The sequence below is a fragment of the Maribacter sp. TH_r10 genome, assembly GCF_033101095.1.
Lineage (GTDB): Bacteria > Bacteroidota > Bacteroidia > Flavobacteriales > Flavobacteriaceae > Maribacter_A > Maribacter_A luteus.
In genome coordinates, this window is record NZ_JAWMPY010000003.1 from 201379 (window position 1) to 227496 (window position 26118).

Genomic DNA, 26118 nt, shown 5'->3' on the forward strand with positions numbered 1-26118 from the left:
AACTATATAAAATGTTACAGATAATCGAATTAAAAGAAAAAAATATTGTTGCAACAAAAGCTTCGGGCAAATTGAGAAAAGAAGATATAGAAAAAATCCATCCACTTATCCACGCCATACTGGACAAAGGAATGAAAGTCCGGTGGTATTTTGAGATGGTCAACTTTACAGGTTGGGATTTACCTGGTTTATGGGAAGACCTAAAAATGGACACAGCCCACGCCACGGACTATGAAAAAATAGCAATGGTAGGAGATAAAAAATGGCAGAATTGGATAACCCAATTTATGAAGCCTTTTACCAATGCCGATATTAAGTATTTCAATATAGACCAAAAGGAAGATGCCAAAAATTGGATTGAGAGCCAGTAAGCTTACTTCCGTAAAAGACAGACGATGAATAAAAAAAGCATTCTTATTACCATTTTAATTGGGTTTGCCATAGGTGTTTTTATCCTTCAACCTTTTGGGATAACAATTTTCACGTTTAGCAGCCAGAATTACGAAATCAATTGATGGCAATATTTAATAAATAATTTCATTGAAATTTTAAATATCAATGGGAATCAAATTTTTGAGAACACTCTGTTTGGCTTATTAGGTGCAAGTGTTGCGCTAATTTATTATTTCGGTAAACGAGAAAAGGATATAGATAACAAGTAGCGGTAAATCGTTATAGGAATGAGCGAAATTTTTTATTTAAATAAGTTAAGTGAAAACTTAATTAATAGCAGGCAGCTTTTATGATGCTTTTTAAAGCAAAATGATTAATAGTATTAAAAGCAAAAGTAGAAGCTGCTTTTTTAAATTATACAAGTAAAGATGCGCATTATGAATATTAAACATTGTTTTTTAATAATCTTGTTGGTTAGTTATTATAAGGTAAATGCCCAAAAAGTTTATACAACTGAAGAAGGTCATATTATGATGATGACTTTGGTTGATGATAAACCCATCAAGGCAGAAAGCCATAAATTGGCACTATATCTTGATTATGATTCCAAAGTGGTCAATGGTGTACTCGACCTTAAGACTTTATCAACATATAGTCCTAAAATCAATGCCCTTTTAGAACAGCGGGAAGACCCTTTAATACTTCGGTTTACTGGCACTATTCCATCACAGGATTTTTTATCAAAACGGCACGACCCTATCAACTTTAATTGGCTGATAGATGTTACTTATCAAGGGAAATCCTTTAAATCACAATTTAAAGCAACCATTACCCATATAGAACAAGGAGTAAGTATGTCCTGCCTGATAAGTGCAACCGGACAATTATTGGTTTCAAATACTGGTTTGGATTCCTTAATAGAGGGTATCGATGATACCATAGAGGTGCAGTTTGCCCAATTGGTGTTGAGATTGGAATGACTGTGAATTTAAATAAAATTATAATTGATATAAATGAAAAAAAAGAAACTGAATTTAAGAGATTTAAATAAAACTTCATCCGATAATCACAAGCGCAATGATGGCCACAACCATAGCAGTCCGGAAAGTATAGGGAAATTTAAAATTTATGTACCAGCAATTTTCAGCTTTGTAATGCTGATTATTGGTATTGCGATGGATTATTTTGACGTAGCTTTTTTTAAAGATTGGATACGTATTGTCTGGTATGCAGTCGCATATCTTCCAGTAGGTTTTCCTGTGATAAAGGAAGGTTGGAACAGCATCAAAAATGGCGATTTCTTTACCGAGTTTTTATTGATGTCCATCGCAACCATAGGTGCATTCGCCATTGGCGAATATCCCGAAGGTGTGGCAGTAATGTTGTTTTATGCGGTAGGCGAATTGTTCCAAAGTGCCGCCGTTAAAAGAGCCAAGAGAAGCATCAAGGCATTACTAGATGTAAGACCTAATGAAGCCTTGGTCTATAGGAACAACAATTATGTTTCTGTAAATCCCGAAATCGTTGCTATTGGCGAAAAAGTGCAAGTCCGTGTGGGCGAAAAAATTCCTTTGGATGGTATTTTATTGTCCGAAAAAGGCTCGTTCAATACCGCAGCATTAACGGGCGAAAGCAAACCTGACACCATTGCAAAAGGAGAAAAAGTATTTGCAGGAAGCATCAACCTTGATGGCGTTATTGAAATCGAAACCACCAAGGAATTTAAAGACAGTTCCATTGCCCGAATCCTTGATATGGTCCAGAATGCCACGGCTCGTAAATCAAAAACCGAATTGTTCATTAGAAAATTTGCAAGAATCTATACACCTATTGTGGTATTCTTGGCGATTGGATTAACATTTTTGCCCTACTTTTTTGTGGATGATTATGTGTTTAACGATTGGTTATATAGAGCATTGATATTCTTGGTAATTTCCTGTCCGTGTGCCTTGGTTATCTCTATTCCGTTGGGTTATTTTGGTGGATTGGGAGCAGCTTCAAAAAATGGAATTCTCTTTAAGGGAGCATCTTTTTTAGATGAAATGACAAGGATAACCACAGTGGTAATGGACAAAACCGGAACCGTGACCAAAGGTGTTTTCAAAATCAAGGAAATAAAAACCATTGATTGGGATGAACCCGAATTTATGAAATACCTAATGGCAATGGAAGAACAATCCACCCATCCCATTGCCAAGGCCATAATGGAATATAAAGCCGATGGCGAAGATTTTCAGGCAAAAGAAGTAACCGAAGTCGCAGGAAAAGGATTAAGGGGAATGGTCAATGGCAAAACTGTTTTAGTTGGGAATAAACCATTGATGACTTCAAATAATATCGAAGTTCCATCTGAAACCGACAACATTGTAGAATCCATCGTAATGGTTTCCATTGATGGTAAATTCGCTGGCTATGTCATCATTGCAGACGAATTGAAAGAAGATGCCCACGAAGCCATCAAACAAATTAGAGAATCTGGAATTTCCAAAATCATAATGCTTTCCGGCGATAAGGATTCCATAACCCAACAAGTGGCAAAAGAAATGGGTATTGATACTGCAAAAGGCGGTTTGTTACCAGAAGATAAGCTCAACGAAGTTGAGCATTTGAAAAAACAATTTAATACTAAAGTAGCCTTTATAGGCGATGGCATCAACGATGCACCGGTTTTGGCAGCGAGCGATGTTGGCATTGCAATGGGTGGTTTGGGCAGCGATGTGGCGATAGAGACCGCAGATGTAATCATCCAAACAGACCAACCAAGTAAAATAGCTAGAGCCATAAAAATAGGACGTTCTACAAGACGCATCGTTTGGCAGAATATTGGGTTGGCCTTTGGTGTAAAAGCAGTGGTTTTGGTTTTGGGCGCAGGTGGTCTGGCAACGATGTGGGAAGCAGTTTTTGCCGATGTAGGCGTGGCCTTGTTAGCCATTCTGAATGCGGTTCGATTACAGAAGATGAATTGGAAATAGTATAAAAGAATGTCTCAAAAAAGAAGAAATAGAAGAAACAAAAAAAATCGGAAATCATCGAATACCGACATCACAAAAAGAGATAAGGTCAAAGGTATTCTTATGATAATCCTTATGGTAATAGCCGCATTTCTGCTTTATTTTTTTGTGCTAAAAGGAAATATTCATAAGCATTAATGAATTAAGATAATAAAATATTCCAAGTGGTTTGTGTGGCTACAAAAATTGAAGTGGAAATGATTGATATATAGTAAAAATGATATTCTATGTCGGAAAATAGACGGAATAGACGAAATAAAAAAAGCAATAAAGTACCCTCTGTAAAAAATAGTATTACCAAAAAAGTTAAAATAATTTGGATTAGTATTCTAATCGTTGTTATTGTGTTAATCTTCTTTGTACTGTTCTTGCAATTCCTAAAGTACTTTATATCTATTTAATTAATTACAATTTTAAATGCAACGCTATTGCAGAAGATTAAGTGAAAATAATGATACCCAGAATGAATGACGACAAATTACGACGATATATTAAAAAAATTAGACAATAAATTAGATATTCTTGAAATAGAAGAACAAGATATTTTACTCAAAGCTGAAAAAGGGATTAAACTTGCAAAACAGACCCTTAAATCAGTTAGAAGTATCGTAGTTGATTATGAATTTGAAACCAAATTAGAGGAAATTCATTTCTTTAAATGTACTAAACCAAAAATTTATAGCAAACTTATTTATTACGTAAAATTATTTAACATTGAAAGTAAAAGACCCAGGGGAAGCAATAAATCGCAAGTAAAGTATTTGAACAATTATATTGAGAAACTTCAAACCTACTTTAACGACAATCTTGATTTTTACCATTATTACCGCAGGGAAGCTACTGTATTTGATGAGCAATATTTTTTAAGAGGCAAGGCAGATATTCGGTTGTTCCCAGACTCATTTCACTTTTTTGTTGATGAAGAATTTGCAACAAGCCACGATAGTACCGTGGCCTCAATTTTAGCCTACGACCTTTTGATTGTACACTTAAAACGGGAAATTGATAAATTGGAGAATAATGGAAATTATGCAAGTTTAAGATTGTTACAAAGTAAAACCAAAATTACCTGGACAGCCCACAAAATATATTTAATTGAACTGATATACGCTTTGCACAGTACAGATGTCATTAATAATGGTACTGTTGACATTAAAGATATTGCCTATTTTGTTGAAAAAACATTTAAAGTGGACTTGGGCGATTATTACAGAGCTTTTTTGGAAATACGGATGCGTAAAAATGGCAGAACCAAATTTTTGGATATTCTGAAAAAGCAGTTGACCAAACGGATGGATGATACTGATAACGTAAAATAAAACACCCAAGATGCTTCAACTTGGGTGTTTCTTGTTTTATGGAAAATCTCATTTTATTTGGTGGTTTTTAGATAGGGTATTTTTTCTGAAGAAGTACCAAAACCCTCTATTGTATTACATTGAAAATGAGAGAAGAAAAACACCCAAGTAGGCCTAACTTGTGAATAAAATCCAGCAAACTACCCCAATTTTGTAGAACGAAAGTCAAATCAGGTCAGGGGCTATCATTTTAGATGAAAGCAAAACGGTAGTCCCTTTCTTTTAATCCGTTCTATTATGCCCACAAGTATTATTACCACAGACGACCTTCGAGAATTCAAAATGGAACTGCTCGATGATATCAAGGAACTACTCAATAGCCAATCTGGTCATATTACCAAAAGGTGGCTAAAATCCCCTGAAGTAAAAAAGCTTTTGGGAATCTCTTCTGGCACGTTACAGAATTTAAGAATTAATGGCACATTGCCCTACACCAAAGTAGGGGGTGTACTCTATTACGATTACGAAGAAATAATTAGCGTAATGGAAAATAATAAAGTTCATAACAAATTCTAAATCGTTTTGGAGCAGGTCAATTACATTAAGCACCTAAACGCTGTATTCTTACAATTCTCAAAGGATAGCCGTTTAAATCCCACGCACATAAGTTTGTACGTGGCATTGTTTCAATTATGGAACAACTATCACTTTCCGACAGAATTCTATATCAATCGAGAAGAAGCGATGCGGTTTTCCAAGATTGGTTCAAAAACTACCTACCATCGCTGCATCAAAGAACTACATCATTGGAAATACCTATTATACGAACCCTCACATAATCCATTTAAAGGCAGCAGAATCAAGATGTTCAATTTTGGGACAAGTGATGGACAAGCTCTGTACCCAAACCCTACCAATATCGGGACAAGCAATGGACAAGCGGTGGTATCTATAAACAAACATATACAAACAGGAAAAAACAAAGCAAATGATACTAAACTTGACAAGCCAAAAAATGAAAATGAAGTCATTGATTTTTTTGAAAAGGAAAATTGGCCAGAATTGGAAGCCAAAAAATTTTACAACCACTACCAAGGCATCGGTTGGAAAGTAGGTGGAAAAACAAAAATTGTCGATTGGCACGCCACAGCTCGAAACTGGATGATAAAGGCCGAAGAGCTAAAAGAAGAAAAAACAATGGTTGCAGTTAGCCAAAATACGGACAACCTAAAGACAAGTTCCAACAAAAATTATAATGAACCATTATGAATCCCCACAAACCACATATCATTACCGAGGGTAGCGTTCAATACACCTTGGGAGAACTGAAAGACAATCAAATGCTTTATGATTTTGATAAAATGCTAATTTATCTCAATGCCAAAGGAAAACTACTTTTTGGCAAGAAATTCAAAATTTTTGAAGAAGACCGTGATATTATATTCAAGCTCTGTAATTATTTTATCAGGGATGAAGCTAATTGCAAAAAATTAGACATCGACCGCGATAAAGGGATTTTGCTTTCTGGTCCTGTTGGTTGTGGAAAAACCAGTTTAATGAAACTGTTACGCCATATTGTGCCACATCAGAAATCGTATGAGGTTATACCCACACGAAACATTGCCTTTGCCTTTAATAATATTGGGTACACCATCATTGAAAATTACGGCGACAAAAAGTTTTATTGTTTTGATGATTTGGGTGTAGAACCCACCGGAAGGCATTTTGGAAAAGATTGTAATGTAATGGGCGAAATCTTACTTTCACGTTATGATTTATTTTTAAGTCATAAAACTAAAACACACGCAACTACAAACCTCAATGCTAAAGAACTGGAGGAACGTTATGGGAATAGGGTACGTTCAAGGATGCGACAACTGTTCAATTTAATTGCCTTTGATAAAAGCAGTCGTGATAAAAGGGATTAAATCTAATTTTGGTTTTCTTCCTCTAAAAGAAGTAGTTCGTGTATCATATCGCTTTCATCCAAATATTGAGCCAACCATTCTTGTTGGGAAAGCCAATTGATATACTCTTTATCAGATTCCCAAATAGCTTCAACATATTCCCCTCTATATTTACCGAAACTAAATTTCGTTCCAGAATCTTGTCCCTCAACTTCAGTATCGAACAATTTGTAATAGGTTTCTAATAAACCTTCTTCTCTACACCTGTAATACAGCCATTGTTTTTTATAGCCTTTGTATTGCCTTCTTTTTTCAAGATATTTTACCATTTCAACATCAGATAAGGCCTTAAATGAATTTCGTTTGGTTTTTGGTTTAAACAACCATCCAAAAGTCATCCCCAAAGTATTTTGAAGTACGTTCAAAAAGAAAATTGCAATTGCTCTCATTTTATTTGCACTAGAGTTTATAACACTCTAATTAGGCTTAATTTACGAAAAAAAACCAAAATTTTGACTTCCAGAAGTAAAGATATATTCTTAATAAAATTTTAACAATTTGTAGGAAACCGTAAGAATTTAAAAAGACATTTCAGTATATTTATAGGCGATTACGCTTAAAATATTAATGTTTAAAAAGCTAATGGGAAATCATTGGCTTTTTTATTGTTTCAAAATAATTATTATGCATATAAGTTCACTATCCATTAGGAATTTTAGAAATTTCTATAAATCAAAATTCATTTTTAAAAAAGGTATAAATACTATTTTAGGAGAAAACGGTTCAGGTAAAACCAATCTCTTTTTTGCTTTACGAGTTTTAATTGATGATAAACTTCCAAGATATATAAGATTTAATGAGTCTGACTTTAACCGAGGTCTGGGTAAATGGGCTGGACATTGGATAATTTTATCGGTTACTTTTGACGAACTGGATGCGAGTGAAGAAGCACAGGTACTGGCAGTACAATCTTCGGGAGATATGGAAGGCAGCAAAAAGACTGGAAGTTACTCGGTGTACTTTAGACCAAAATATCAGTTTAGAAAAGAATTATATGATTATTCACAAACCGCAGGTAAAAGTGTAGCAGGGCTTCAGCTTTTTTTTGATAAACTTACGATTGATGATTATGAAACGTCTTACTTATGCAGAGGCTCTGGAGATTTTAGTGATGACACTACCTATAAAAAGTATGTTGGCGATTTTGATGCTGTTGAATTCCCAAACCCAGATGATAAAGAAGAATTGATTTTTGGAACGTTTCTGCCGAGGGAAATAAGTGTGCACAACGAGGTTTCTTGTACGTTCATTAAAGCACTTCGAGATGTCGAAAGCGACTTACGTTCCTATTCTACTAATCCATTGATTAATTTATTACGAGGAAAGGAAAAAACTATTGAAGTTTCAAAACAAACGGACATCATTGATAGCGTTAACAAACTTAACGACCAAATTAGTTCTCTCAAAGAAGTAAAGGATGTGAAAGATGGAATTGACAAAAGTATTAAGGAAGCTGTGGGTACTACTTACGGCCCTAATATAGATGTCAAATCAGAACTTCCAAATGATATGGAAAAACTACTGCAATCACTCAAACTATGGGTTGGCGACCCAGATGAAGAAGGTTATATGGGTAAAATATGGGAGTTGAGTTTGGGAGGTGCAAATATGATTTACCTATCACTAAAGCTATTGGAGTATGAAAAAATCAGAACGGATAGAATTGCAAATTTTCTTTTAATAGAAGAACCAGAAGCACATATTCATACGCATATTCAAAAAACCCTTTTTGATAATGTGCAAACCAATAAAACACAGGTTATTATTTCAACGCATTCTACTCACATTTCATCTGTAAGCCGAATAAGTTCAGTAAATATTTTAAGCCGAGGAAATATGCAGACTTTGGTATATCAACCATCTAACAATCTTGATGATGATTATATAACAAGAGCCGAAAGGTACTTGGACGCCATAAGAAGCAACTTGCTTTTCGCGAAAGGCGTTGTTTTGGTTGAAGGCGATGCAGAACAGATTCTCATTCCTCAAATGTTTAAAAAAGTCTTTGGAATTTCGCTCGATGAAATTGGGATAAGTCTCGTAAACATTGGAAGTACAGGTTTTAAAAATGTTGCAAGGCTTTTCCATAAGGATAGAATTCAGAAAAACTGTGCCATACTAACTGACTTGGATGCCAGTATTGTCAATTTACCTGCAAATGAAGTTGATGATTCTGCTTATGAAAAACATTGTAGGGCATCGCAAATTAGTGGAGCTGAAAGAAAAAAGGAATTGGATAAATTTTGTGACAAAAACGACTTCTTGATTCCTTTTTACTCTAAATACACCTTTGAAGTTGATTTCCTTTTGAATGGGAATAGCCACGAATACGTACAATCACTTCCTGAAATTTTCAAACAACAAGCAGCTATTGATTCTTCAAAGAAAAAGTTAGAAGAAAAATCAGTTTCGATTGCAGGTGTAGAAGTTTTACGATTGGCTGATAAAAAAGGCAAAGGTTGGCTGGCGTTGGTTGTTGCAGATAATTTAGTTTACAATACTTATATTCCTGAATATATTTTGAAAGCCGTTGCTTTTGCATCTTCGCATTTAAATAATGCCTCTAAAGCTAAAACCGCTAAATACAGGTTACGAAAAATTAGTCGTAGTAAAAATGATAGTTATTACGATGTAGCAACAAAAATTAGTTTTAAGGATAAAGAAGACCAACAGGTTATTGATGACTATATAGCCAACTTTCCTAATGACCAATTTACTAAATTTTTATCGTTTATATGATTTTAGATACTTTAAGCGACCAACAAAAAGATGCCGTTGTTAAAGATGGAAATGTACTTCTTACAGCTTGCCCAGGAAGTGGAAAAACACGAGTGATTATTCATAAACTCGCTTATGCTCTAAAAAATATTGATGTAAACAGTAAACAAAGGATTGTCGCTCTAACTTTTACCGTAAGGGCTTCCGAAGAAATATATCGCAGATTAAACGCAATGGGAATTAATAGTAATCGGGTTTGGTCTGGCACTTTGCATTCATTTTGTCTCGAATGGATTATAAAACCCTATTCCTGTTATTTACCTGAACTTGAAAACGGCTATTTAATTGCCGATGAAACTTATGCCTCGGATATCATAAGTGAACTTAAAGAAAAGCATAAGTTAAAACCTATTGACCCGATTAATTTCAGATTCAATAGGGACGGCACATTTGCCGAACCAAAAACAATTCAAAAAAGAGTCCTTAAGGATTATCACGAAAGGCTACAAACAGAGAAGTTAATTGATTTTGAGCTTCTACTATACTATTCATACAAACTCTTAACCAAGCATCCTAAAATAAAAAAAACGTTATCGAACATTTTTAGCCTTATATGTGTTGATGAATATCAAGACACGCAAGATTTGCTTTACGCAATTATTTCGTCGATTGTAACAACTGGGGAAGGTAGCTCAAATCTATTTTTAGTAGGAGATACAGACCAAGCAATTTATGCATCTTTGGGTGGCATTGCCAAAAGTTTGGAAGAAATACAGGAAGAGTTAAACACTTTACCTATTGAGCAACTTACGCTTTCTGGAAATTATAGGTCCACACAAAGAATTATCGACTTTTACTCTATATTCCAGACAAACCCAATTAAAATTGAAGCTATTGGTACTAATAAAGACGTTGATAGTATAATAACGTACAATAACACCATTGACAAAGGATATTTAGTAGATGAAATTGGACGACTTATAGAGCATAGTTTAGATAATGGAATTCCAGAAGATGAAATATGCGTATTGGTTCCGCAATGGTGGTTAATAACTACTATCACAAAACAGTTGAGAGCTAAACTACCAGATGTAAATTTTGATGCTTCAGGTTTAGCACCAATGTCAAAAAATCGAAATAACATTTGGTATAAGTTATCGAGGTTGTTCTTAACGCAGCCACAACCAAAAATATATTCATTGCGATACAAATGGTGTTCTGAAGTAATTGAAAACTTTAAAGAACATACCAATACTGAATTCAGCGAACAATATCAAACAGAGCGAAATGTATTGAAATTGATTAACTCGATAACATCCAATGAAACTGAAGGTATCGATTATCTTAATGATTGTTTTGACCAGTTTTTAGAGGCTGTTGGGATTGACCAAACTATTTACGCACAACTTCTTATAAATAGGAAGACCTTTTTCGATGTAATAAAGAGCCGTCTTGAAGACCCAACGTTTCAAGTTCCAAGTGACATAGCATCATTTATGAGTTTTTATAGAGAAATGTCAGGCGTCGTCATCAATACTTGCGTTGGTGTTAAAGGAGAAGAATTTGAAACCGTTATTGCTTATGGTTTGCTAAATGGGTATATCCCACATTGGAATGACATTTTTACTGGAGACCCTGTTGCCGCTTCAAAAAAACTACTTTATGTTATCTGTTCAAGAGCCAAAACCAATTTACACTTGATATCAGAAACTGGCAGACAAACCAAAAAAGGAAACCCGTTAGAGATTACCCCAGAATTGCAAAATCTTAATTTTGAATTTGATGAAATATAAAAAATGTTGTAATCCATTTGTAACGATTTGAAAAATTAAGGATAGTGTTTTTAGGATAAAATGAAGAAAATAGATTTAGAGAAAAAATCATTAGAAATTCAAAAAATAATCTCTCGTTATACAAAAGAGAGCTTTGTATGTTTTTTTGCTGATTTTATTAGACACCATCCAGAAAGAAGCAATATTGGATTTTCAAAAAAATTCAAGTCAAAATTAAAAGATTCTTTATATCTGATAATGTTAAGACTCTCTACACCATTGGCAGGCAAGGAAGAACTTCATTATTCAGAAAAAAATGATTTAGTACTTCAGCAAGTTGCTGACATTCTTTTAGAGATAGTTAGTTTCTATTTATCAGAAAATTATGAGGGAAATGAATTTGATGAGATTTCTGATAAAAGACAAAAATTACTTGTTCACGAATTAGCATTCAAAAATTACTTTCAAAACGGAATATTAAATTATAGAGAACAAGAGGTAAATAAGGTTATTAGGATGTTTAAACCTTATCAAGATAAAATACAGGAAAGATTAGAAATCGATTTAAAAACCTTAATTAATTTATGCAATCATTCTGAATTAATTTATCGTGCAAAGTCAATAAATTCAAAGTCATTTATTTTAGACAAAGGCTTTGACAAACTGGCTCGACAATCTGCAAATGGATTATTAGCAGAGAATGAGTTTACAGATAAGCTGTTAGAACTTTCGAATGAGACCCAAGAAAGTTTTTTGAATTTTTTTGAGAAACCCCACCAATGTTTACTTTTTGCCAAACAAGATTTTCACCTCTCTTTTGAAGAAAAACATATTGATATTTTCTGTGGCTTATTTTCAATTGATATTAAAGATAATCATAGTAATTTATTTTATTCCCAACAAAATCCTTTAGAAAATAAACCGATTATAAGAATTAGTGATAATCAGTATTTAAACGTATATCAAAAACAATTGCCTTCAGCTCTATATGATTTACTTTATACCACGCTTACTCAAACAAAAAAGGAAAAAGAACAAGTAAATTTCCGTAGAGGAAAAGTTGTTTTGGAAAGCCATACTTTGGATATATTTAAAAAATTCTTCAAAAAATCAAAAAGGATTAAAATTTTCACCAACTATTACATAAACAACGAGCCAGAAGAAAAAGATATATTAATCCTTGTGGATAATAACGCCTATATCATTGAATGTAAGGCTTCAAGATATAGAGAACCACGAAGGGTTACGGAACAAGCATACCAAAGAATTAAATCTGACTTTAACGACTGTATTCAAAAAGGTTATGACCAATGCTATCAGGTTGAACAGGAATTGTTAAACAATGAAAAGGTTATTGTTAGCTTGAAAAATAAATCGGAGGTAATTATCACGAATGAAATTCACGAGATTTTTTGCATTGTAGTTACTTCAGAAAGATTTGCTTCCATACAAACCGATTTAGGATTAATGCTTAAAAGGAAAAATAATGAAGACCCTTACCCTTGGTCAATATATGTCGATGATTTAGAAACTTTTTTGAAAGTGCTTTACAATAGTTTCAGTAATCCATCCAGAAAGATTTTTAACTTTTTGGAGCATAGAGAATTACTACACGGAAGATTAATAACCAATGATGAATTGGATGTATGTGCTATGTTCCTAAAAGACCCAAAGAACTTCAAAGAAATATGTGAAAGTGAATATGTTGTTTTTACTGACCCAACCCTACAAAATTATTTTGACAAGTTATATTTTGACAAAAAACTAAAATTTAGGATTGAGGATTTTTAGTTTTAATTATCTCTTTGAAGATAGTTATAATAATCTTTCTAATGCTTTTTACAATTTCCATAAATATTTCCTTCATAACCCAACATTTAAATAGTTATACAATCCCATTAAAATGGCCAATGCCATTGCTCTTATATTTTTGGGCTTTAAAAAATAATCTGCTTCATCGGTGCTCGAAATAAAGCCCATTTCGATGAGTATAGCAGGGCGAATTTCGATATTTTCACGTAGCACTTGAAAATTTGCGAATCGAACTGCTCGTTTTTTAAAGTCCAATTTCAGAGTGCTTTCTTCCAAAATGGACAATCCCATTCCGATAGATTTCTTTATAAGTACTTCTTCATCGTTGGTATTATGCACGTAAATGTCCATTCCTTTTGCCGATGTGTTAGAGGCATTGCAATGTAACGATACAAACACATCAGCCTTTAAGCTTTCAGCTAATCGACTTCTATCGGATAAAGAAATTAAAGTGTCCATATATCTGGTCGAATACATATCAAACTCGTTATTTAAGAGGGTTTCATTTAGCCTTATAATCTCTTTGGCAATACTTAACGATACATCCTTTTCTTGAATACTATTTGTACCGATTGCACCAGTATCTTTTCCACCGTGTCCAGGGTCGATGATAATGACTTTTTGTTGACCGAAAATCACACAGAATTGTAGCATCAAAATCACAAAACTGACGTTTTTGGGCGTTACCCACTTCCAAAATTTTAGAGTTATCAACATCGCACTTTTCAATTTTCATAAAATTTGATACCAATTCGCATCAAATAAAAACAATTGACATCAAAACTTATTTTATTCACAATTTACTGATTATCAGTTCTTTGTATTGCAATATACACTATTTTTCAAATATCAAAATTGACGTAAAATCTAAATCACTTTGATTATGAAAAAATCACATTATGTAACCATCTTATCATTACTTATTTCAAGTACAACTTTTGCACAAATTGGAGGTATCGAAGATTCCGTAAACGATGTTTCAGATACTATCCGAACCATTTTCCCCATTATTTTGGGCGTTATCTTTTTAATTGGATTCCTATTTAATGCTGGACATTTCTTTGGCGAAAATGCCGATTTAAAAAAAGGGATTACCCGCGTACTGGTCTTTGTATTGATTGCGGGAGCAGTCGTGGGCATCTTTACGTACCTCATTAGCATCGTAGTGTAATGAAACGATTCGAGGTCTATAAAAACATACGCAAGCGAGCCGTGATAATGGGTCTGCCCATATCATTGTTCGCTTTAATGATGACCGTTGTTATCGGTTCATTGCTGTTCATCATCTTTTCGTTCAGCTTTACTGTTATCATTTCAGTATTTCTATTGAACGGTGCACTGTATATCGTATTGACTCACATTACCAAAAACCCTGCATTGATGCACATCAAAAAGGTATTCCCACAAACAATTAGTAACAAAAAAGGAAGTCGTCTGTACTATGAAGAAAATTAACCTATCGGCATATCATCCTATTTTGGATATTCAAGACCATATCGTGTTCGCTAATAACGGCAATGTGGTATTGGGCTATCAAGTGGACAATCCTGAAATCTATTCCCTCGCGGAAAAAGATTTTGAGGATATTCACGGTTCGTGGTTTCAAGCGTTTAAATCATTGCCTATTGCCACGGTTATCCACAAACAGGACATCTATCAGAAAGCTGAATATTTGGCGGAAGAACTTCCGAACAAAAGCTTTTTGCAACGTGCCACACACGATTATTTTAAAGGTCGGGAATTCATTAAACATTCTTCTTACCTATTCTTTATACTTCCGCACAACAAAGCTTTGAACGCACCGAAGTTTACCAACCCATTCCGCAAGGTCGAAAAGGGTATTCATAAGCAAATGGACCATAACGTTCAGGAATTTATTGCTTCTGTTAACGATGCCGTTTCCTTTGTAAATAACAGCCGGAAAGTGTCATTGATGCCTTTGGGTATCGATAAAGTCCTGTCATTGACCAATGCTTATTTTAATGGATTCAACGAAGGATTTGATACCGACATTCTATTGAAAAAATCAAATATTGAAATTGGCGACCATCATTTTGATGTGCTGGCAGTTAATAGCGAACTGTGTTTTGGCGATGTGGTTCAGAGTAGCAAGACCAATGATAAATTTACTTCGGACGACTTTGTATTCCACCAAGGATTTATTGACGGATTAGGGTTGAATCTCAATGAAAATCATATTGTCAACCAAATCATTTATTTGGATGATAAGCACAAATGGCGAAAGCTGTTGGACAAGAAAATTGAAGAACTCAAAAAGAGTTCCAATTTTGGAACACAGAACAAAGTCATCTTAAAGAAGATTGAAGACATTGTTACCAAAATCAATGAGGACGATAGTTCAAGAATTATTAGGGGTCATCTAAATATTATATTCTGGGATAAAGATGAAGCACAATTAGAAAGAATTGCTTCCAAAATAAAAACCGAATTCAAAGAATTGGATATAGTGCCTTATTATCCAAAAGGCGAAGAACGCAAGCAATATTTCTTAAACTCATATTGCTGTTTTACTTCCAATTTTTCTAATGAGGATTTATACGTAACCGATTTAAAACACGCTCTTTGCCTGTACATTAACAATACCAACTATCAGTCAGATGCCACAGGTGTCATCTTTAATGACAGACAACATAACATTCCGGTATTGAAAGATGTCTGGGATGAAAAGAAGAAACGCATCAAGGCAAGGAACTTTGCCATTTTCGCACCTACTGGAGAGGGAAAATCTTTTTTGGCAAACAATATTCTACGCCAATATTTTGAACAAAATGTTCGATTGGTCATTATTGATTTAGGTGGTTCATATTCAAAATTTGCCAAGCTCTATCCAGACGACCATATCATCCTTCGCTATGAACAGGGAAAAAATTTGGGTATCAATCCATTCTATATCTCTGATGTCAATGATTTGACACCAGAGCGATTGGAAGATTTGGCAATCTTCCTTTTAGAGCTCTTGGCTTCGGGCAAAGCAACGACTAAAGCTGAAGAAGTGGCGGTCAAAAAAGTACTTCGGTACTACTATCTACAAAATGTGGGTGGTACACATTCTTTGGAAAATTTATACCAGTTCGTTGATACAAAAAAAGACACCCTTTTAGAAGAACTACATATTCAAGAGCAACATTTCAACATCTACGATTTTCTGCACATTCTCTCTGAATATGTGGATGATGGCTTGTACAGCTTCCTGTTCAATGTAAGTGAAGACCAGACCTATAAAATTGAGGATAAAAGACTGATTGTTTTTGAACTTGATGAAGTAAAGGACAATAAGGAAATCCTTTCCGTAATGTTGAAGCTGATTAAATCTGCCATTCAAAGAACCATTTGGAGAAATAAAGCCGAGAGGGGAATCATCCTATTCGACGAGTTTGCCAAACAGCTCAAATTTGGAAATGTACTCGAAAGTGTAGAATTCTATTATCAAGCCATTAGAAAACAAAATGGAGCGATTGGGATTATACTGCAATCCATTAACCAATTGCCCAACAATTCCACATCGGCGAGTATTCTTGAAAACACCCAAGTAATTTACAGCCTTCGTAATGAAAAAGGCTATGCCGAATTAAAAAACAGGCTCAACCTTACCAGTCACGATTTAAACCAGTTAAAATCCATTCGTAACAACCTTACAGGAACACGAAAATATACCGAAATGTTCATCAAAATCGGAAAGGAAAGCAACATTTTCCGATTGGAAGTACCGCCCGAAGTCTTTGCTGCTTACCTCACGGATGGCAAAGAAAACGAAGACATTATGAAACATTTTGAAGAACACCAAAATATGGAGAAAGCCATTAAAATATTTATTAATTCTTAAAAATAAAAATTATGAGACACACTATCAGAAATCTAATGTTATCCGCACTATTTGTAGTGCTAATTGGAAGTAAGGCTTCGGCCCAGGGGATGCCTGTGTATGACAACACAAACTTTATCTCTTTTGTAAAATCATTATTGGAATCAGGTAAACAAACCGCCAATTTAATGAAGACGGTAAAATTCCTTAAAACGCAAAAGGAAAATATCGATAAGGTAAACGATGTCATCAAACAACTTAAAGCGGTCAGGGAATTGGCAAGAAATAACCAACGATTGTTTGATGTTGTACAGGATGATTTGAGGGAAATCCTCAATTCCCCTTTTATTAAACCAAATGAAGTCACTCGTATTTCAGATTCCTTTGATGCCATCCTTCAGAACTCTATGGCAGGTATGGAATATATTGACCAAATACTGTCCAGCGACAATATGAAGATGACCGATGGCGAACGTGCCGAAGTCCTCAAAGAAAAGGAATTGGAATCCAAGGAAATGGTAGCGGAAATTGAGGCGAAAACCAGACGCTATCGGGAGATTATTCAATTTCGGGAAATGCAGCACAAAATCAATAATCGAGAAACCAATTACTAATGTCAGGTATTTTTTTAGGCATAGGGTTAGAATATGTGGACACTATTTTTCAAACGATAAAAAATAGTGATTTTTCGCAATACACTATTGCGGGGATGAAGACCCTTGCCATATTGTTCTTTCTCATCAACATCCTAAAAAAATACAATGAAGGCGTTGCCAACAATGAGGGCTACACTTGGGGATTAACACCTGCGGAGTTGGCCAAAAACTTTGCAATAGTAATTTTAGTGATTTTTTCCACACAGGTATTGGGTGTTTTCGACACTATTTTGGTGGCCATTGAAAACCAATATCGGGACACGGCACCCGCACTTCTTCCGTTGCAGATGCAAGATATTGACATCGAACAGGATGTAAGTGCTTGGGATGCCGCCACTAAAGCAATGGCAATGCTCTACGAAGCACTGGTTACACCTTTATATGGTTTAAAGATACTATCCTTTATTGTCGGAATATTTCTGTGGCTTTTGGATTTGTTTATCTACCCATTATTCCTTGCAGAGCGATTCTTTTTGCTGGGCATAATGCAAGCCTTTTTCCCTTTGGTCATCAGCTTGGCGGTTTTTGAAAAATTCAGGTCGTTGGCCTACAACTTTTTCAAACTTTACGCTGGTGTATATATGTTAGTGCCTGCCTTCTTTCTGGTCAATGTATTCGTGAATAATCTTTATACCGAAATCAACACCAATTTCTGGAGCGACTTATTTGGTACAGATTGGGGCAGTAATTTTTTCGCACCACTTTTACAGTTAGGGTCTATTGGATTTATTGTGCTGCTGAAATTCAAATTATATAAACGGGCAACTTCGTTCACTTTCAGGCTCTTTGCAGGCTGATAAAGCATAAATCAATAATTAAATGAAAACACCATATAAAAACATTTATAACATCTTAAAACTCAATCGATTTATCGTATTAGCGGTTGTTATCGGAGCAGTGCTCACGTGCGTCATTTCCGTTTTGATGGTCATAAAGCTGCATAAAGAAACAGTTAATAATGCTTTTGTAGTCAATTCGGACGGAAGTGTTATTCCCTTGAAACTGGTATCTCAACAAGAAAATTTAAAAGTAGAAGTCTTGGCACAATTGGAGTTGTTTCACACTTATTTCTATAACATTGATGCCAGCAATTACGAAAAGAACTTGGAGAAAGCCCTTTGGTTGGGTAATAGTTCTGTAGATGCTCTGTACCGACAGAAAAAAGCCGATGGAGTTTATAACCGTTTGTTGCAATACTCGTTGGTTCAAAAAGTATTGAATATCGAATCCAAAGTTGATATTCAAAACGAACCCTACAAGTTTGAAACGAAAACCATTTTTGAAATCAATAGAGGTACTATCACAGATACTTATGAGTTGACCACTATTGGAAATTTGATTCACGTAGATAGAAACTTTCCAAACAATACCCACGGACTGCTAATTACCAACTTTTTTGAAAGCACATTACGAAAATTAGAAAATTATGAAAGTAGAAAAAAATAAAATAGTCTTTGCCATCGTGTTGGTATGCATCCTGCTTTTTATAGGTGGCTATGCAATGCTTATATTGGGCGAGGACGAAGAACCGACCATTGAGAACAACCAGATTCCTGTACCGGAACTGGAAGACGACCAAAAGGAATACGATTCCAAATTGGATGCCCTAAACGACTTAAAGGAAGTTAGGGAAACCAACGCACCCAGCATTTATGATGAACGGCTGTTGGATTCCACAGGCGTATATGACCCTGATTTATTGGACAAGAAAAAAATGCAGATGGTAGATAGCATTTACCAACAAGGGCAGATTCGATATTCAGATAGAACGTTTGAAAATATTAATCCAAGATACTATCCACCAAAACCACCTGTTAAGAAGGAAAAAGACACAACGGATGCTATTGAAGAGCAAGAAACGAACGTGGAAGCCAAAGAACGTGCTTTGGAGCATCAACTCTTTTTTGCTTCGCATCCTATTGAAAATGAGGATTTGAATTCAAAAAATACCGATGATTTCATTTATGTACGAGTAGATGGCACACAAACAGTTAAAACCAATTATCGCTTACAAATGCGGTTGATAAAAGATGCTACCATTTATGGACAACGCTATTCCAAGAATACGCCTATTTATGGATTTGTCAATTTTAAACCCAATCGCACCATCATAGACATTGAGAATATCAATCATCAACCAGTAAAATTGAAAGCCTATGATTTTCAGGATGGTAGCGAAGGAATTTATGTTGAAAACAGTTTTAGAGCCGAAGTTACCAATGAAATCGTTGGCGATATGGTGGACGATATCAACATTACAGGTGTACCACAGGTAAGCGGTTTCAAAAAAATATTCCAACGTAACCACAAAAACGTAAAGGTTACGATAACCGACAATTACAAACTCATTTTAAGACTTCCTAAAACCAAATATCAAGGTAAGCCAATAACGGGCAATTACTAAACTTACTATTATGAAGACATATATCACATTACTACTATTTATTTGTACAATGTCAATAGTTGCACAACAACCCCTCGACACCATTTATGCCAACGACAAGAAAAATGTCGCCCTGTTTTTCCCAAATCCCATACGACAGGGAATTACTGGAGCTTCCCACTTTGTGTTCACTTACAACCGTGAAAAAGAGCAGTATTTCGGTTTGTTACAGGCGAAGCCTGGAACAGAAAGCAACCTATTGACCGTTACAAGTGATGGTCGCGTTTATTCTTATATTTTGAAATATTCTGAAAAACTTCCAGAACTGAATTATTTTATCAATGAAAATGAAAGCATTGGCAGTGAACTTCCGGAAAAGATTAAGCAGAAGCCAGAAGTTAAACCGTTGAACGAATATGCAAATAGAATAACACATTTTCAAAAATTCAGCGAGTATTTATTAAAATCCAACTTTGAGCGTATTGAAACCAAACGCAAAAAAGGAATTAAAGTCCAATTACAAAAAATAGCGTATGATGCTTCTGAAGTGTATTTGGTTATAGAGGTCAAGAACAGGTCTGGAATCGATTTTGAAATTGACTACATTAAAGTTTATAGAACCAACGGAAACAAAAAGCGTAAAGCCTCTTACCAAAGATTACAACAAGAAGTTATTTACAAACACAAAATGCCATATTCCATTACTGATGGAGAAAGTCAATGCTTTGTGTATGTAGTTCCAAAGTTTGTTTTAGGCGACAACGAAAAGTTAATGCTGGAGCTGAAGGAGCTAAAAGGGAGCAGAAAAATGATTTTGGAAACCAAAATTTAAGAGGTGTTTATCACCTCTTTTTTTTGTGATTAAAAAAGTATCTTTGTTATAAATATAACAAATTTATTGACAACTAAAATTAGAATGAATAACGAACAAACCGCAATACGAACAACTTATTTCAGCATAATTGGGAATACTGCTTTAGCCTTAATTAAAGGACTTGCGGGATTTTTTGGAAATTCTTATGCTTTAATTGCAGATGCGATTGAATCGACAACGGATATTTTTGCTTCATTTTTAGTTTTATTAGGTTTTAAATATGCAAAACGACCAGCGGACGAAAATCATCCCTATGGACACGGCAAAATTGAGCCATTAATTACCTTTGGAGTTGTTACATTCCTTGTTGTTTCTGCCACAATAATCGCCTATGAAAGTATTCAAAACATTCAAACACCTCATAAAATCCCGAAATCTTGGACTTTGATTGTGCTAGGTCTAATAATAGCTTGGAAAGAAATCTCATTTCAAATTGTAATTAAAAAAAGTAAACAAACAAATAGTTCATCATTAAAAGCAGATGCTTGGCATCATAGAAGTGATGCCATAACTTCGGTAATGGCCTTTATCGGTATTTCGATAGCAATCATATATGGAAAAGGTTATGAAACAGCAGATGATTGGGCTGCCTTATTCGCTTCTGGATTCATTTTATATAATAGTTATTTAATATTACGTCCAGCTTTAGGAGAAGTTATGGACGAACAACTTTATGACGAACTGATAATTGAAATTAGAGAAAAATCAACAGAAGTTCAAGGTGTTTTAGGAACAGAGAAATGTTTTATTAGAAAATCCGGAATGAAATTCCACGTGGATTTACACGCAATTGTGAATAATGAAATTTCGGTAAAATCTGGTCACGACATTGCTCATAAGTTAAAAGACCATTTACAAAAAGAAATACCGAATTTAGGACACATACTAATTCATATTGAACCGAATTAATAAAAGCAATATATTCATAAAAATTGTCTATTCTGATAAGCAAAGAAAAGTTACTAATCTTTCCTATCCGTTTTAAAACCAATTCGTTCCCTGTTATGCTGTTCAATCTGTACCTTGTCCTTTTGCAGTAAATAATTCAAAGCCTGATGAATGTCCTTAAATTTGATATTCATTTCTTTTTCAAGTTGGGCTATATGTTCTTTAAGGTTGCTATAATCTGTAAGATGCTGCCGTAACGCTACAAATGCACGCATAATAGATATATTTACGTCAATGGCCTTGTCGCTGTTAAGTACGCTAGAAAGCATTGCCACGCCCTGTTCGGTAAAGGCAAACGGAGTGGCAGGACTAAATTTAATGTTCTCTGGAAGGTTGTCACAATTTGTGATAACCTCTTTCCACTCATCTTTTGAAAGCTGAAACATAAAATCATCGGGGAAACGTTTAAGATTACGTCTAACCGCTTGTTTTAGTACTCTAGTTTCTACTTCATAGAGTTCAGCAAGGTCAAAATCAAGAATAACTTTGTTTCCTTGAATATTATGGATTTTATTTTTTATTATAGATAGTTCCATTGTATTTTTAATTAACTGGAATTATGAATTTTGAGAAACCACTTTAGAGATAGATTCATTTTCTATCTCATTGAATTGAGCCCTTAATTTTTGCATATCATCACTTACTTTACGTTCAATGACTTTAGCATAAATTTGGGTTGTAGATATTCGGGAGTGACCCAACAATTTTGAAACCGTCTCAATGGGCATACCATTACTTAATGTAACCGTTGTAGCAAATGTATGTCGGGCAATGTGGAAAGTAAGGTTCTTTTTAATACCACAAACATCAGCAATTTCCTTTAAATAAGAATTTAGTTTTTGATTTGAGATTTTAGGAAATATACTTCCTTGTGATATTGATTTACGGTTGCTCTTGTATTTTTCAACAATTTGCATCGCCTTTGGCAACAAAGGTATTCGTATGGGCTTTGTCGTCTTTTCCCGTTTGTAATAAATCCAAAGTTCGCCATCGATGCCAATACAGATATTATCCGCAGTTAAATGGATGACATCGATATAACTTAAACTGGTATAGCAACTAAAAACAAACAAATCCTTTACCAATTCCAATCTTGGAATGCTAAATTGTTTATTTTCTATCTCTTGAAGCTCTTCGAGACTTAAAAAGCCTCTTTCGTTTTTAATGAATTTAGATTTGAAATTGATAAATGGGTCGCGTTGAATCCAACCCAATTTAAACGATAAATTTATCATCTTTCTAAAACGCTCGATATGCTTCATTACGGTATTGTTGCCCATTGGCTTTTGATGGTCTTCTGGTATGTAGTCCCGGAGATATTTCTCAAACTTTATGATAAAGTGATAATCAAGTTCCCGTAAATAAAGGTCTGTGGTCTTATAGGATTTCGATAAAAATTTGGAGATATAACTCTGTGTAGTGTAATAATTTTTTTGTGTTCCCCACTTTAATTTGTTTACCATATCTTCATTATGGTAATTGATAATATCTGTAATGGAACGATTATTTTCGTCATTACCGAAATATCGAGCCTTAACGACCTGTGCGGTAATCAATTTATGCTCATTCATTAAATCGCGATAACATTTAAACAGATGATTGTAAGTTTCATCTAAATAACTGTTTAGAATTCTTGATTTCTGATTTGTTCCCCGAGCTCTGTTTTTATGGACATCCCAATCAGACACTAAAACTTTTCGTTTTAGACTGATGGTAGCTCGCTTGCCATTTACCGTAATTCTTGCGTAAATAGATGCTTGGTCATTTTTTGCCCTGGAGAAGTCCGCCCAGAACAAAATACTGAAGGTGGTAGATGTTTTCATTATTTCGTCTTTTAGTTAACAATAATTCGTTGTTATCAGACGAAAGTCAAATCACTTATAAAGATACATTTATTTATTGATTAGCAGACCGTTGGTCATAAATCTGGTCAACACTTTTTGAAATTTTAATTTGTTATCCGATTTGTTGACATTTTTAATCAAAACATATCAATTCTTATGATATTCTTAAAAACAGAAAAACCTGAAAATCATACGATTAACAGGTTTTTGTTATAGATTGATACTATAATTTGTCGGGGTGGCAGGATTCGAACCTGCGACCTCCGCGTCCCAAACGCGGCGCGATAACCGGGCTACGCTACACCCCGATAGGTTATCTTTTCAAAAAAATTGCGGAGAGAATGGGACTCGAACCCATGCGACACTTGCGCGTCGACAGATTAGCAATCTGCTCCGTTACCACTCCGGCACCTCTCCTGAATATATTTTAATGAACTTTGCTTTAAAGCGGTTGCAAATGTACATTTTTCCAATACTAAAAAGCAACTATTTTACTACTTTTTTTCAATCAATTTTATAATTGCCTTATTCTGGGTATTCTACCCTCAAATGATAGATGTTCGTCAACCTATGTTTAAAGATTTTCTTTATGGTCTCTATCTCCCTAAAGGTAATGTTCGCATTCAAAAACTGATTGGCCGCCATTTGCCCACCGATAATTTTATCAACAAACTCATCCAATACCATAAATGTCGGGTTCTTTAAGCTTTTAGAGGCCGCCTCTACTGAATCTGCCATCATTAATATAGCCGTTTCCCTTGAAAAAGGTGTAGGACCGGGATATTTAAAATCTTCTTGCTTTACCTCACCTCCCAATTCCTTTTGTTTTTTATAAAAATAATAGACCAAGGTCGTACCATGGTGCGAACGTATAAAATCTATGACCCGATCGGGTAAATTGTTTTTTCTTGCAATTTCAATTCCTTCGATCACATGATTGATAATAATACGGGCACTATCGCGCGGTTCCAAATCATCATGAGGATTCGCATTCGTAATTTGATTCTCCGTAAAATACGTGGGGTTGCTTAATTTACCTATATCATGATAAAGGGCCCCAACACGCACCAACATGGCATTTGCCCCTATCTCATTGGCAGCCGCTTCCGCAAGATTTGCGACTTGTAACGAATGATTGAACGTACCTGGCGCCCTGTTCGATAGTTCTTTCAATAACTTTGAATTGGTATCTGACAATTCCAACAGGGATACATCGGAAACCAACCCGAAAATCTTTTCATAGATATATATCAAGGGCTGCACAAACAGTGTAATCATTCCATTCAATAAAAACAGACCCAATGTCAACCAAATGATATTATCTAAATTTCCTTCGTGAATTATATGGAATGCCAAATAACCAACGATATAAATTAAGGTGATCTGCCCTACGGAAATAAAAAGATTGGCCCTTTTGTACAACTCGGACACCGTAAGTATGGTTACAATACCGGCAATAATCTGAATAAAGATATATTCAAAACTATTCGGCACCACAAAACCTAAGATCAATACGGTAAGAACATGAACGAACAAGCCCAACCTGGCATCAAAAAAAGTTTTTAAGATAAGAGGCAGAATACATAAGGGAACAACAAACACAAAGGCTTCATTGTATTTGACCACTAAGGTGGTCACGAACACCATAATAAGTATGTTTATAAAAATAAACGTGACCTTAGTCCCGTTTTCAAAGATTTCGTTCCTATACTTTTTCAAGAACAGAAAAAGCATCATCAATACCAATGCAACAAGCACTGTATAACCCGCAAGAATGTAATAGTAATTGTTAGAGGCCCAGAGTTCTGATTCAAATTCACCTTTTAAGGACTCCAATATCATATAATTATCAGACTCTACCACTTCACCTTTTGCGATGATCAATTTACCTTCATCAATGGTACCCCTGGTTAAGGACAACTTGGAAAGTTCTTCTTCCAAGGCCATTTTCGAAAGATTTTCATCATACTCGACATTTGGCTTAATTAAATTGAAAAAGACCGATTGAAATGCATTGGTATAGGACCCGAGCCGTTTCTTTTCCAATACCCTTTGCATAAGTCCTTCAACATCACGAACCCTATAAAGATCGTCATAGTTGATTTGGTAAGCTTCATTCTGTTTTATAAGATAAACCTGCTTACCTATTTCGTTAGAATTTGATTTTTGCAAGATCCCATTTTCATATACCCTATCTAGAATATCTTGGCCGGTTTTCTTCAACATGGCCAATTCTGCAGTACTATGTTCTTCGGGTTTGAATGTTTTTACAAATTCGGTATCATATTCACCGAATACTTCTTTTGCCGTTGCCTCATTAAATCTATAATAGTTCAATTGCCCATCTATGACCTTTTGTTTTTCTGCCGATATCTCCTCTTGGGTCTTCTTTACTGAAAAATCAAACGGGGCATAAAGATTCTCATATTGCCATGGTTTTCCTTTTTGGAATTCATATTTGAACTTACCCCCTTTCGGGAAAAAGAACACAATACAAAAGATGGATACTACGTAAAGGAAGTATTTATATAGAAGGGATTGGTTTTTGTAAAGTCTGTCCAACAATAGTGTTTCAAATTCTTAACTACCATCAAAAATAGAAAATATAATAGACCTTTT

24 protein-coding genes and 2 tRNA genes are annotated in these 26118 nt (G+C 34.8%); 19 read left to right on the forward strand and 7 right to left on the reverse strand.

Going from position 1 to position 26118, the window contains the following annotated elements; genetic code table 11:
- The first annotated feature begins 11 nt into the window (after positions 1–11).
- The 7 genes from R3X28_RS10135 (at position 12) to R3X28_RS10165 (ending at position 6630) form a co-directional block, all read left to right on the forward strand.
- The gene (locus tag R3X28_RS10135) at positions 12–371 is read left to right on the forward strand and encodes an STAS/SEC14 domain-containing protein (RefSeq protein ID WP_027126742.1); all 360 of its coding nucleotides are present in this window, start codon (positions 12–14) and stop codon (positions 369–371) included.
- Between the two features lie 459 nt (positions 372–830).
- A complete protein-coding gene (locus R3X28_RS10140; protein WP_027126741.1) occupies positions 831–1373 on the forward strand; it encodes a hypothetical protein in 543 nt (180 codons plus the stop codon).
- 33 nt (positions 1374–1406) lie between these two features.
- On the forward strand, positions 1407–3365 hold the full coding sequence (locus tag R3X28_RS10145; protein WP_027126740.1) for a heavy metal translocating P-type ATPase: 1959 nt from the start codon (positions 1407–1409) through the stop codon (positions 3363–3365).
- Positions 3366–3871: 506 nt separating this feature from the next.
- Positions 3872–4723 carry an RteC domain-containing protein gene (locus tag R3X28_RS10150; protein ID WP_027126739.1) on the forward strand — a complete coding sequence of 284 codons (852 nt, stop codon included), beginning with the start codon at positions 3872–3874 and terminating at the stop codon, positions 4721–4723.
- A 276-nt stretch (positions 4724–4999) separates the two neighbouring features.
- Entirely contained in the window at positions 5000–5278 is a 279-nt protein-coding gene (locus R3X28_RS10155; protein WP_025743375.1) for a helix-turn-helix domain-containing protein, read from the forward strand.
- A gap of 6 nt (positions 5279–5284) precedes the next feature.
- Positions 5285–5971 (forward strand): hypothetical protein, encoded by a 687-nt coding sequence (locus R3X28_RS10160; protein ID WP_025743374.1) that lies wholly within the window; start codon positions 5285–5287, stop codon positions 5969–5971.
- Positions 5968–6630 carry an ATPase gene (locus tag R3X28_RS10165; RefSeq protein ID WP_110355858.1) on the forward strand — a complete coding sequence of 221 codons (663 nt, stop codon included), beginning with the start codon at positions 5968–5970 and terminating at the stop codon, positions 6628–6630. The genes R3X28_RS10160 and R3X28_RS10165 overlap by 4 nt, the downstream gene beginning before the upstream one ends.
- Before the next feature lie 2 nt (positions 6631–6632).
- Here R3X28_RS10165 and R3X28_RS10170 read toward each other — a convergent pair whose 3' ends face one another.
- On the reverse strand, positions 6633–7058 hold the full coding sequence (locus tag R3X28_RS10170) for a hypothetical protein (protein ID WP_027126737.1): 426 nt from the start codon (positions 7056–7058) through the stop codon (positions 6633–6635).
- Between the two features lie 235 nt (positions 7059–7293).
- On the opposite strand from R3X28_RS10170, the gene R3X28_RS10175 reads away from it, so the two are divergent.
- From R3X28_RS10175 to R3X28_RS10185, 3 genes are read left to right on the forward strand one after another with little or no spacing between them, the layout of a single operon-like run.
- The gene (locus R3X28_RS10175; RefSeq protein ID WP_027126736.1) at positions 7294–9408 is read left to right on the forward strand and encodes an ATP-dependent nuclease; all 2115 of its coding nucleotides are present in this window, start codon (positions 7294–7296) and stop codon (positions 9406–9408) included.
- Positions 9405–11180: an ATP-dependent helicase gene (locus R3X28_RS10180; protein WP_027126735.1), complete on the forward strand. Its 1776-nt coding sequence runs from the start codon at positions 9405–9407 to the stop codon at positions 11178–11180. Before R3X28_RS10175 ends, R3X28_RS10180 begins: the two co-directional genes overlap by 4 nt.
- Positions 11181–11240: 60 nt before the next feature.
- Positions 11241–12950 carry a hypothetical protein gene (locus R3X28_RS10185; protein WP_027126734.1) on the forward strand — a complete coding sequence of 570 codons (1710 nt, stop codon included), beginning with the start codon at positions 11241–11243 and terminating at the stop codon, positions 12948–12950.
- A 72-nt stretch (positions 12951–13022) separates the two neighbouring features.
- Here R3X28_RS10185 and R3X28_RS10190 read toward each other — a convergent pair whose 3' ends face one another.
- Positions 13023–13625 carry an N-acetylmuramoyl-L-alanine amidase gene (locus tag R3X28_RS10190; protein ID WP_231567375.1) on the reverse strand — a complete coding sequence of 201 codons (603 nt, stop codon included), beginning with the start codon at positions 13623–13625 and terminating at the stop codon, positions 13023–13025.
- A 229-nt stretch (positions 13626–13854) separates the two neighbouring features.
- On the opposite strand from R3X28_RS10190, the gene R3X28_RS10195 reads away from it, so the two are divergent.
- From R3X28_RS10195 to R3X28_RS10235, 9 genes are all read left to right on the forward strand, one after another.
- Positions 13855–14142 (forward strand): hypothetical protein, encoded by a 288-nt coding sequence (locus R3X28_RS10195; protein WP_025743366.1) that lies wholly within the window; start codon positions 13855–13857, stop codon positions 14140–14142.
- On the forward strand, positions 14142–14426 hold the full coding sequence (locus tag R3X28_RS10200) for a hypothetical protein (protein ID WP_027126732.1): 285 nt from the start codon (positions 14142–14144) through the stop codon (positions 14424–14426). Before R3X28_RS10195 ends, R3X28_RS10200 begins: the two co-directional genes overlap by 1 nt.
- Positions 14413–16815 carry a TraG family conjugative transposon ATPase gene (locus tag R3X28_RS10205; RefSeq protein WP_317664187.1) on the forward strand — a complete coding sequence of 801 codons (2403 nt, stop codon included), beginning with the start codon at positions 14413–14415 and terminating at the stop codon, positions 16813–16815. Before R3X28_RS10200 ends, R3X28_RS10205 begins: the two co-directional genes overlap by 14 nt.
- A 35-nt stretch (positions 16816–16850) precedes the next feature.
- Positions 16851–17408, forward strand: coding sequence for a conjugal transfer protein (locus R3X28_RS10210; protein WP_411556607.1), 558 nt, complete (start codon positions 16851–16853; stop codon positions 17406–17408).
- Entirely contained in the window at positions 17408–18247 is an 840-nt protein-coding gene (locus R3X28_RS10215) for a hypothetical protein (protein WP_317664189.1), read from the forward strand. The genes R3X28_RS10210 and R3X28_RS10215 overlap by 1 nt, the downstream gene beginning before the upstream one ends.
- A 22-nt stretch (positions 18248–18269) precedes the next feature.
- Positions 18270–18896 carry a conjugal transfer protein TraK gene (locus R3X28_RS10220; RefSeq protein ID WP_317664190.1) on the forward strand — a complete coding sequence of 209 codons (627 nt, stop codon included), beginning with the start codon at positions 18270–18272 and terminating at the stop codon, positions 18894–18896.
- Complete coding sequence (traM, locus tag R3X28_RS10225; protein ID WP_317664191.1) at positions 18877–19854, forward strand: conjugative transposon protein TraM; 978 nt, start codon at positions 18877–18879, stop codon at positions 19852–19854. The genes R3X28_RS10220 and traM overlap by 20 nt, the downstream gene beginning before the upstream one ends.
- A gap of 10 nt (positions 19855–19864) precedes the next feature.
- Positions 19865–20665, forward strand: a complete 801-nt coding sequence (locus R3X28_RS10230) for a DUF4138 domain-containing protein (protein ID WP_317664192.1) — start codon at positions 19865–19867, stop codon at positions 20663–20665.
- Between the two features lie 84 nt (positions 20666–20749).
- A complete protein-coding gene (locus R3X28_RS10235; RefSeq protein WP_025743359.1) occupies positions 20750–21616 on the forward strand; it encodes a cation diffusion facilitator family transporter in 867 nt (288 codons plus the stop codon).
- Positions 21617–21669: 53 nt separating this feature from the next.
- Here R3X28_RS10235 and R3X28_RS10240 read toward each other — a convergent pair whose 3' ends face one another.
- The 5 genes from R3X28_RS10240 to R3X28_RS10260 form a co-directional block, all read right to left on the reverse strand.
- Complete coding sequence (locus tag R3X28_RS10240) at positions 21670–22191, reverse strand: ORF6N domain-containing protein (protein ID WP_025743358.1); 522 nt, start codon at positions 22189–22191, stop codon at positions 21670–21672.
- Between the two features lie 21 nt (positions 22192–22212).
- On the reverse strand, positions 22213–23478 hold the full coding sequence (locus tag R3X28_RS10245) for a site-specific integrase (protein ID WP_025743357.1): 1266 nt from the start codon (positions 23476–23478) through the stop codon (positions 22213–22215).
- Between the two features lie 254 nt (positions 23479–23732).
- Positions 23733–23807 (reverse strand) — tRNA-Pro (locus tag R3X28_RS10250).
- Positions 23808–23832: 25 nt separating this feature from the next.
- A tRNA-Ser gene (locus tag R3X28_RS10255) sits at positions 23833–23916 on the reverse strand.
- Positions 23917–24024: 108 nt separating this feature from the next.
- Entirely contained in the window at positions 24025–26061 is a 2037-nt protein-coding gene (locus R3X28_RS10260; RefSeq protein ID WP_282056272.1) for an HD family phosphohydrolase, read from the reverse strand.
- Positions 26062–26118: the final 57 nt, after the last annotated feature.

What these genes read in the sequence shown, in the direction of transcription:
- R3X28_RS10140 (WP_027126741.1), top strand. Translation starts at nt 831, where the DNA reads ATGAATATTAAACATTGTTTTTTAATAATCTTGTTGGTTAGTTATTAT.
- R3X28_RS10245 (WP_025743357.1), bottom strand. Translation starts at nt 23,478, where the DNA reads ATGAAAACATCTACCACCTTCAGTATTTTGTTCTGGGCGGACTTCTCC.
- R3X28_RS10210 (WP_411556607.1), top strand. Translation starts at nt 16,851, where the DNA reads ATGTTATCCGCACTATTTGTAGTGCTAATTGGAAGTAAGGCTTCGGCC.
- R3X28_RS10200 (WP_027126732.1), top strand. Translation starts at nt 14,142, where the DNA reads ATGAAACGATTCGAGGTCTATAAAAACATACGCAAGCGAGCCGTGATA.
- R3X28_RS10240 (WP_025743358.1), bottom strand. Translation starts at nt 22,191, where the DNA reads ATGGAACTATCTATAATAAAAAATAAAATCCATAATATTCAAGGAAAC.
- R3X28_RS10175 (WP_027126736.1), top strand. Translation starts at nt 7,294, where the DNA reads ATGCATATAAGTTCACTATCCATTAGGAATTTTAGAAATTTCTATAAA.
- R3X28_RS10230 (WP_317664192.1), top strand. Translation starts at nt 19,865, where the DNA reads ATGAAGACATATATCACATTACTACTATTTATTTGTACAATGTCAATA.
- R3X28_RS10170 (WP_027126737.1), bottom strand. Translation starts at nt 7,058, where the DNA reads ATGAGAGCAATTGCAATTTTCTTTTTGAACGTACTTCAAAATACTTTG.
- R3X28_RS10155 (WP_025743375.1), top strand. Translation starts at nt 5,000, where the DNA reads ATGCCCACAAGTATTATTACCACAGACGACCTTCGAGAATTCAAAATG.
- R3X28_RS10195 (WP_025743366.1), top strand. Translation starts at nt 13,855, where the DNA reads ATGAAAAAATCACATTATGTAACCATCTTATCATTACTTATTTCAAGT.
- R3X28_RS10235 (WP_025743359.1), top strand. Translation starts at nt 20,750, where the DNA reads ATGAATAACGAACAAACCGCAATACGAACAACTTATTTCAGCATAATT.
- R3X28_RS10190 (WP_231567375.1), bottom strand. Translation starts at nt 13,625, where the DNA reads ATGCTACAATTCTGTGTGATTTTCGGTCAACAAAAAGTCATTATCATC.
- R3X28_RS10150 (WP_027126739.1), top strand. Translation starts at nt 3,872, where the DNA reads ATGACGACAAATTACGACGATATATTAAAAAAATTAGACAATAAATTA.
- R3X28_RS10165 (WP_110355858.1), top strand. Translation starts at nt 5,968, where the DNA reads ATGAATCCCCACAAACCACATATCATTACCGAGGGTAGCGTTCAATAC.
- R3X28_RS10135 (WP_027126742.1), top strand. Translation starts at nt 12, where the DNA reads ATGTTACAGATAATCGAATTAAAAGAAAAAAATATTGTTGCAACAAAA.
- traM (WP_317664191.1), top strand. Translation starts at nt 18,877, where the DNA reads ATGAAAGTAGAAAAAAATAAAATAGTCTTTGCCATCGTGTTGGTATGC.
- R3X28_RS10185 (WP_027126734.1), top strand. Translation starts at nt 11,241, where the DNA reads ATGAAGAAAATAGATTTAGAGAAAAAATCATTAGAAATTCAAAAAATA.
- R3X28_RS10145 (WP_027126740.1), top strand. Translation starts at nt 1,407, where the DNA reads ATGAAAAAAAAGAAACTGAATTTAAGAGATTTAAATAAAACTTCATCC.
- R3X28_RS10215 (WP_317664189.1), top strand. Translation starts at nt 17,408, where the DNA reads ATGTCAGGTATTTTTTTAGGCATAGGGTTAGAATATGTGGACACTATT.
- R3X28_RS10220 (WP_317664190.1), top strand. Translation starts at nt 18,270, where the DNA reads ATGAAAACACCATATAAAAACATTTATAACATCTTAAAACTCAATCGA.
- R3X28_RS10180 (WP_027126735.1), top strand. Translation starts at nt 9,405, where the DNA reads ATGATTTTAGATACTTTAAGCGACCAACAAAAAGATGCCGTTGTTAAA.
- R3X28_RS10205 (WP_317664187.1), top strand. Translation starts at nt 14,413, where the DNA reads ATGAAGAAAATTAACCTATCGGCATATCATCCTATTTTGGATATTCAA.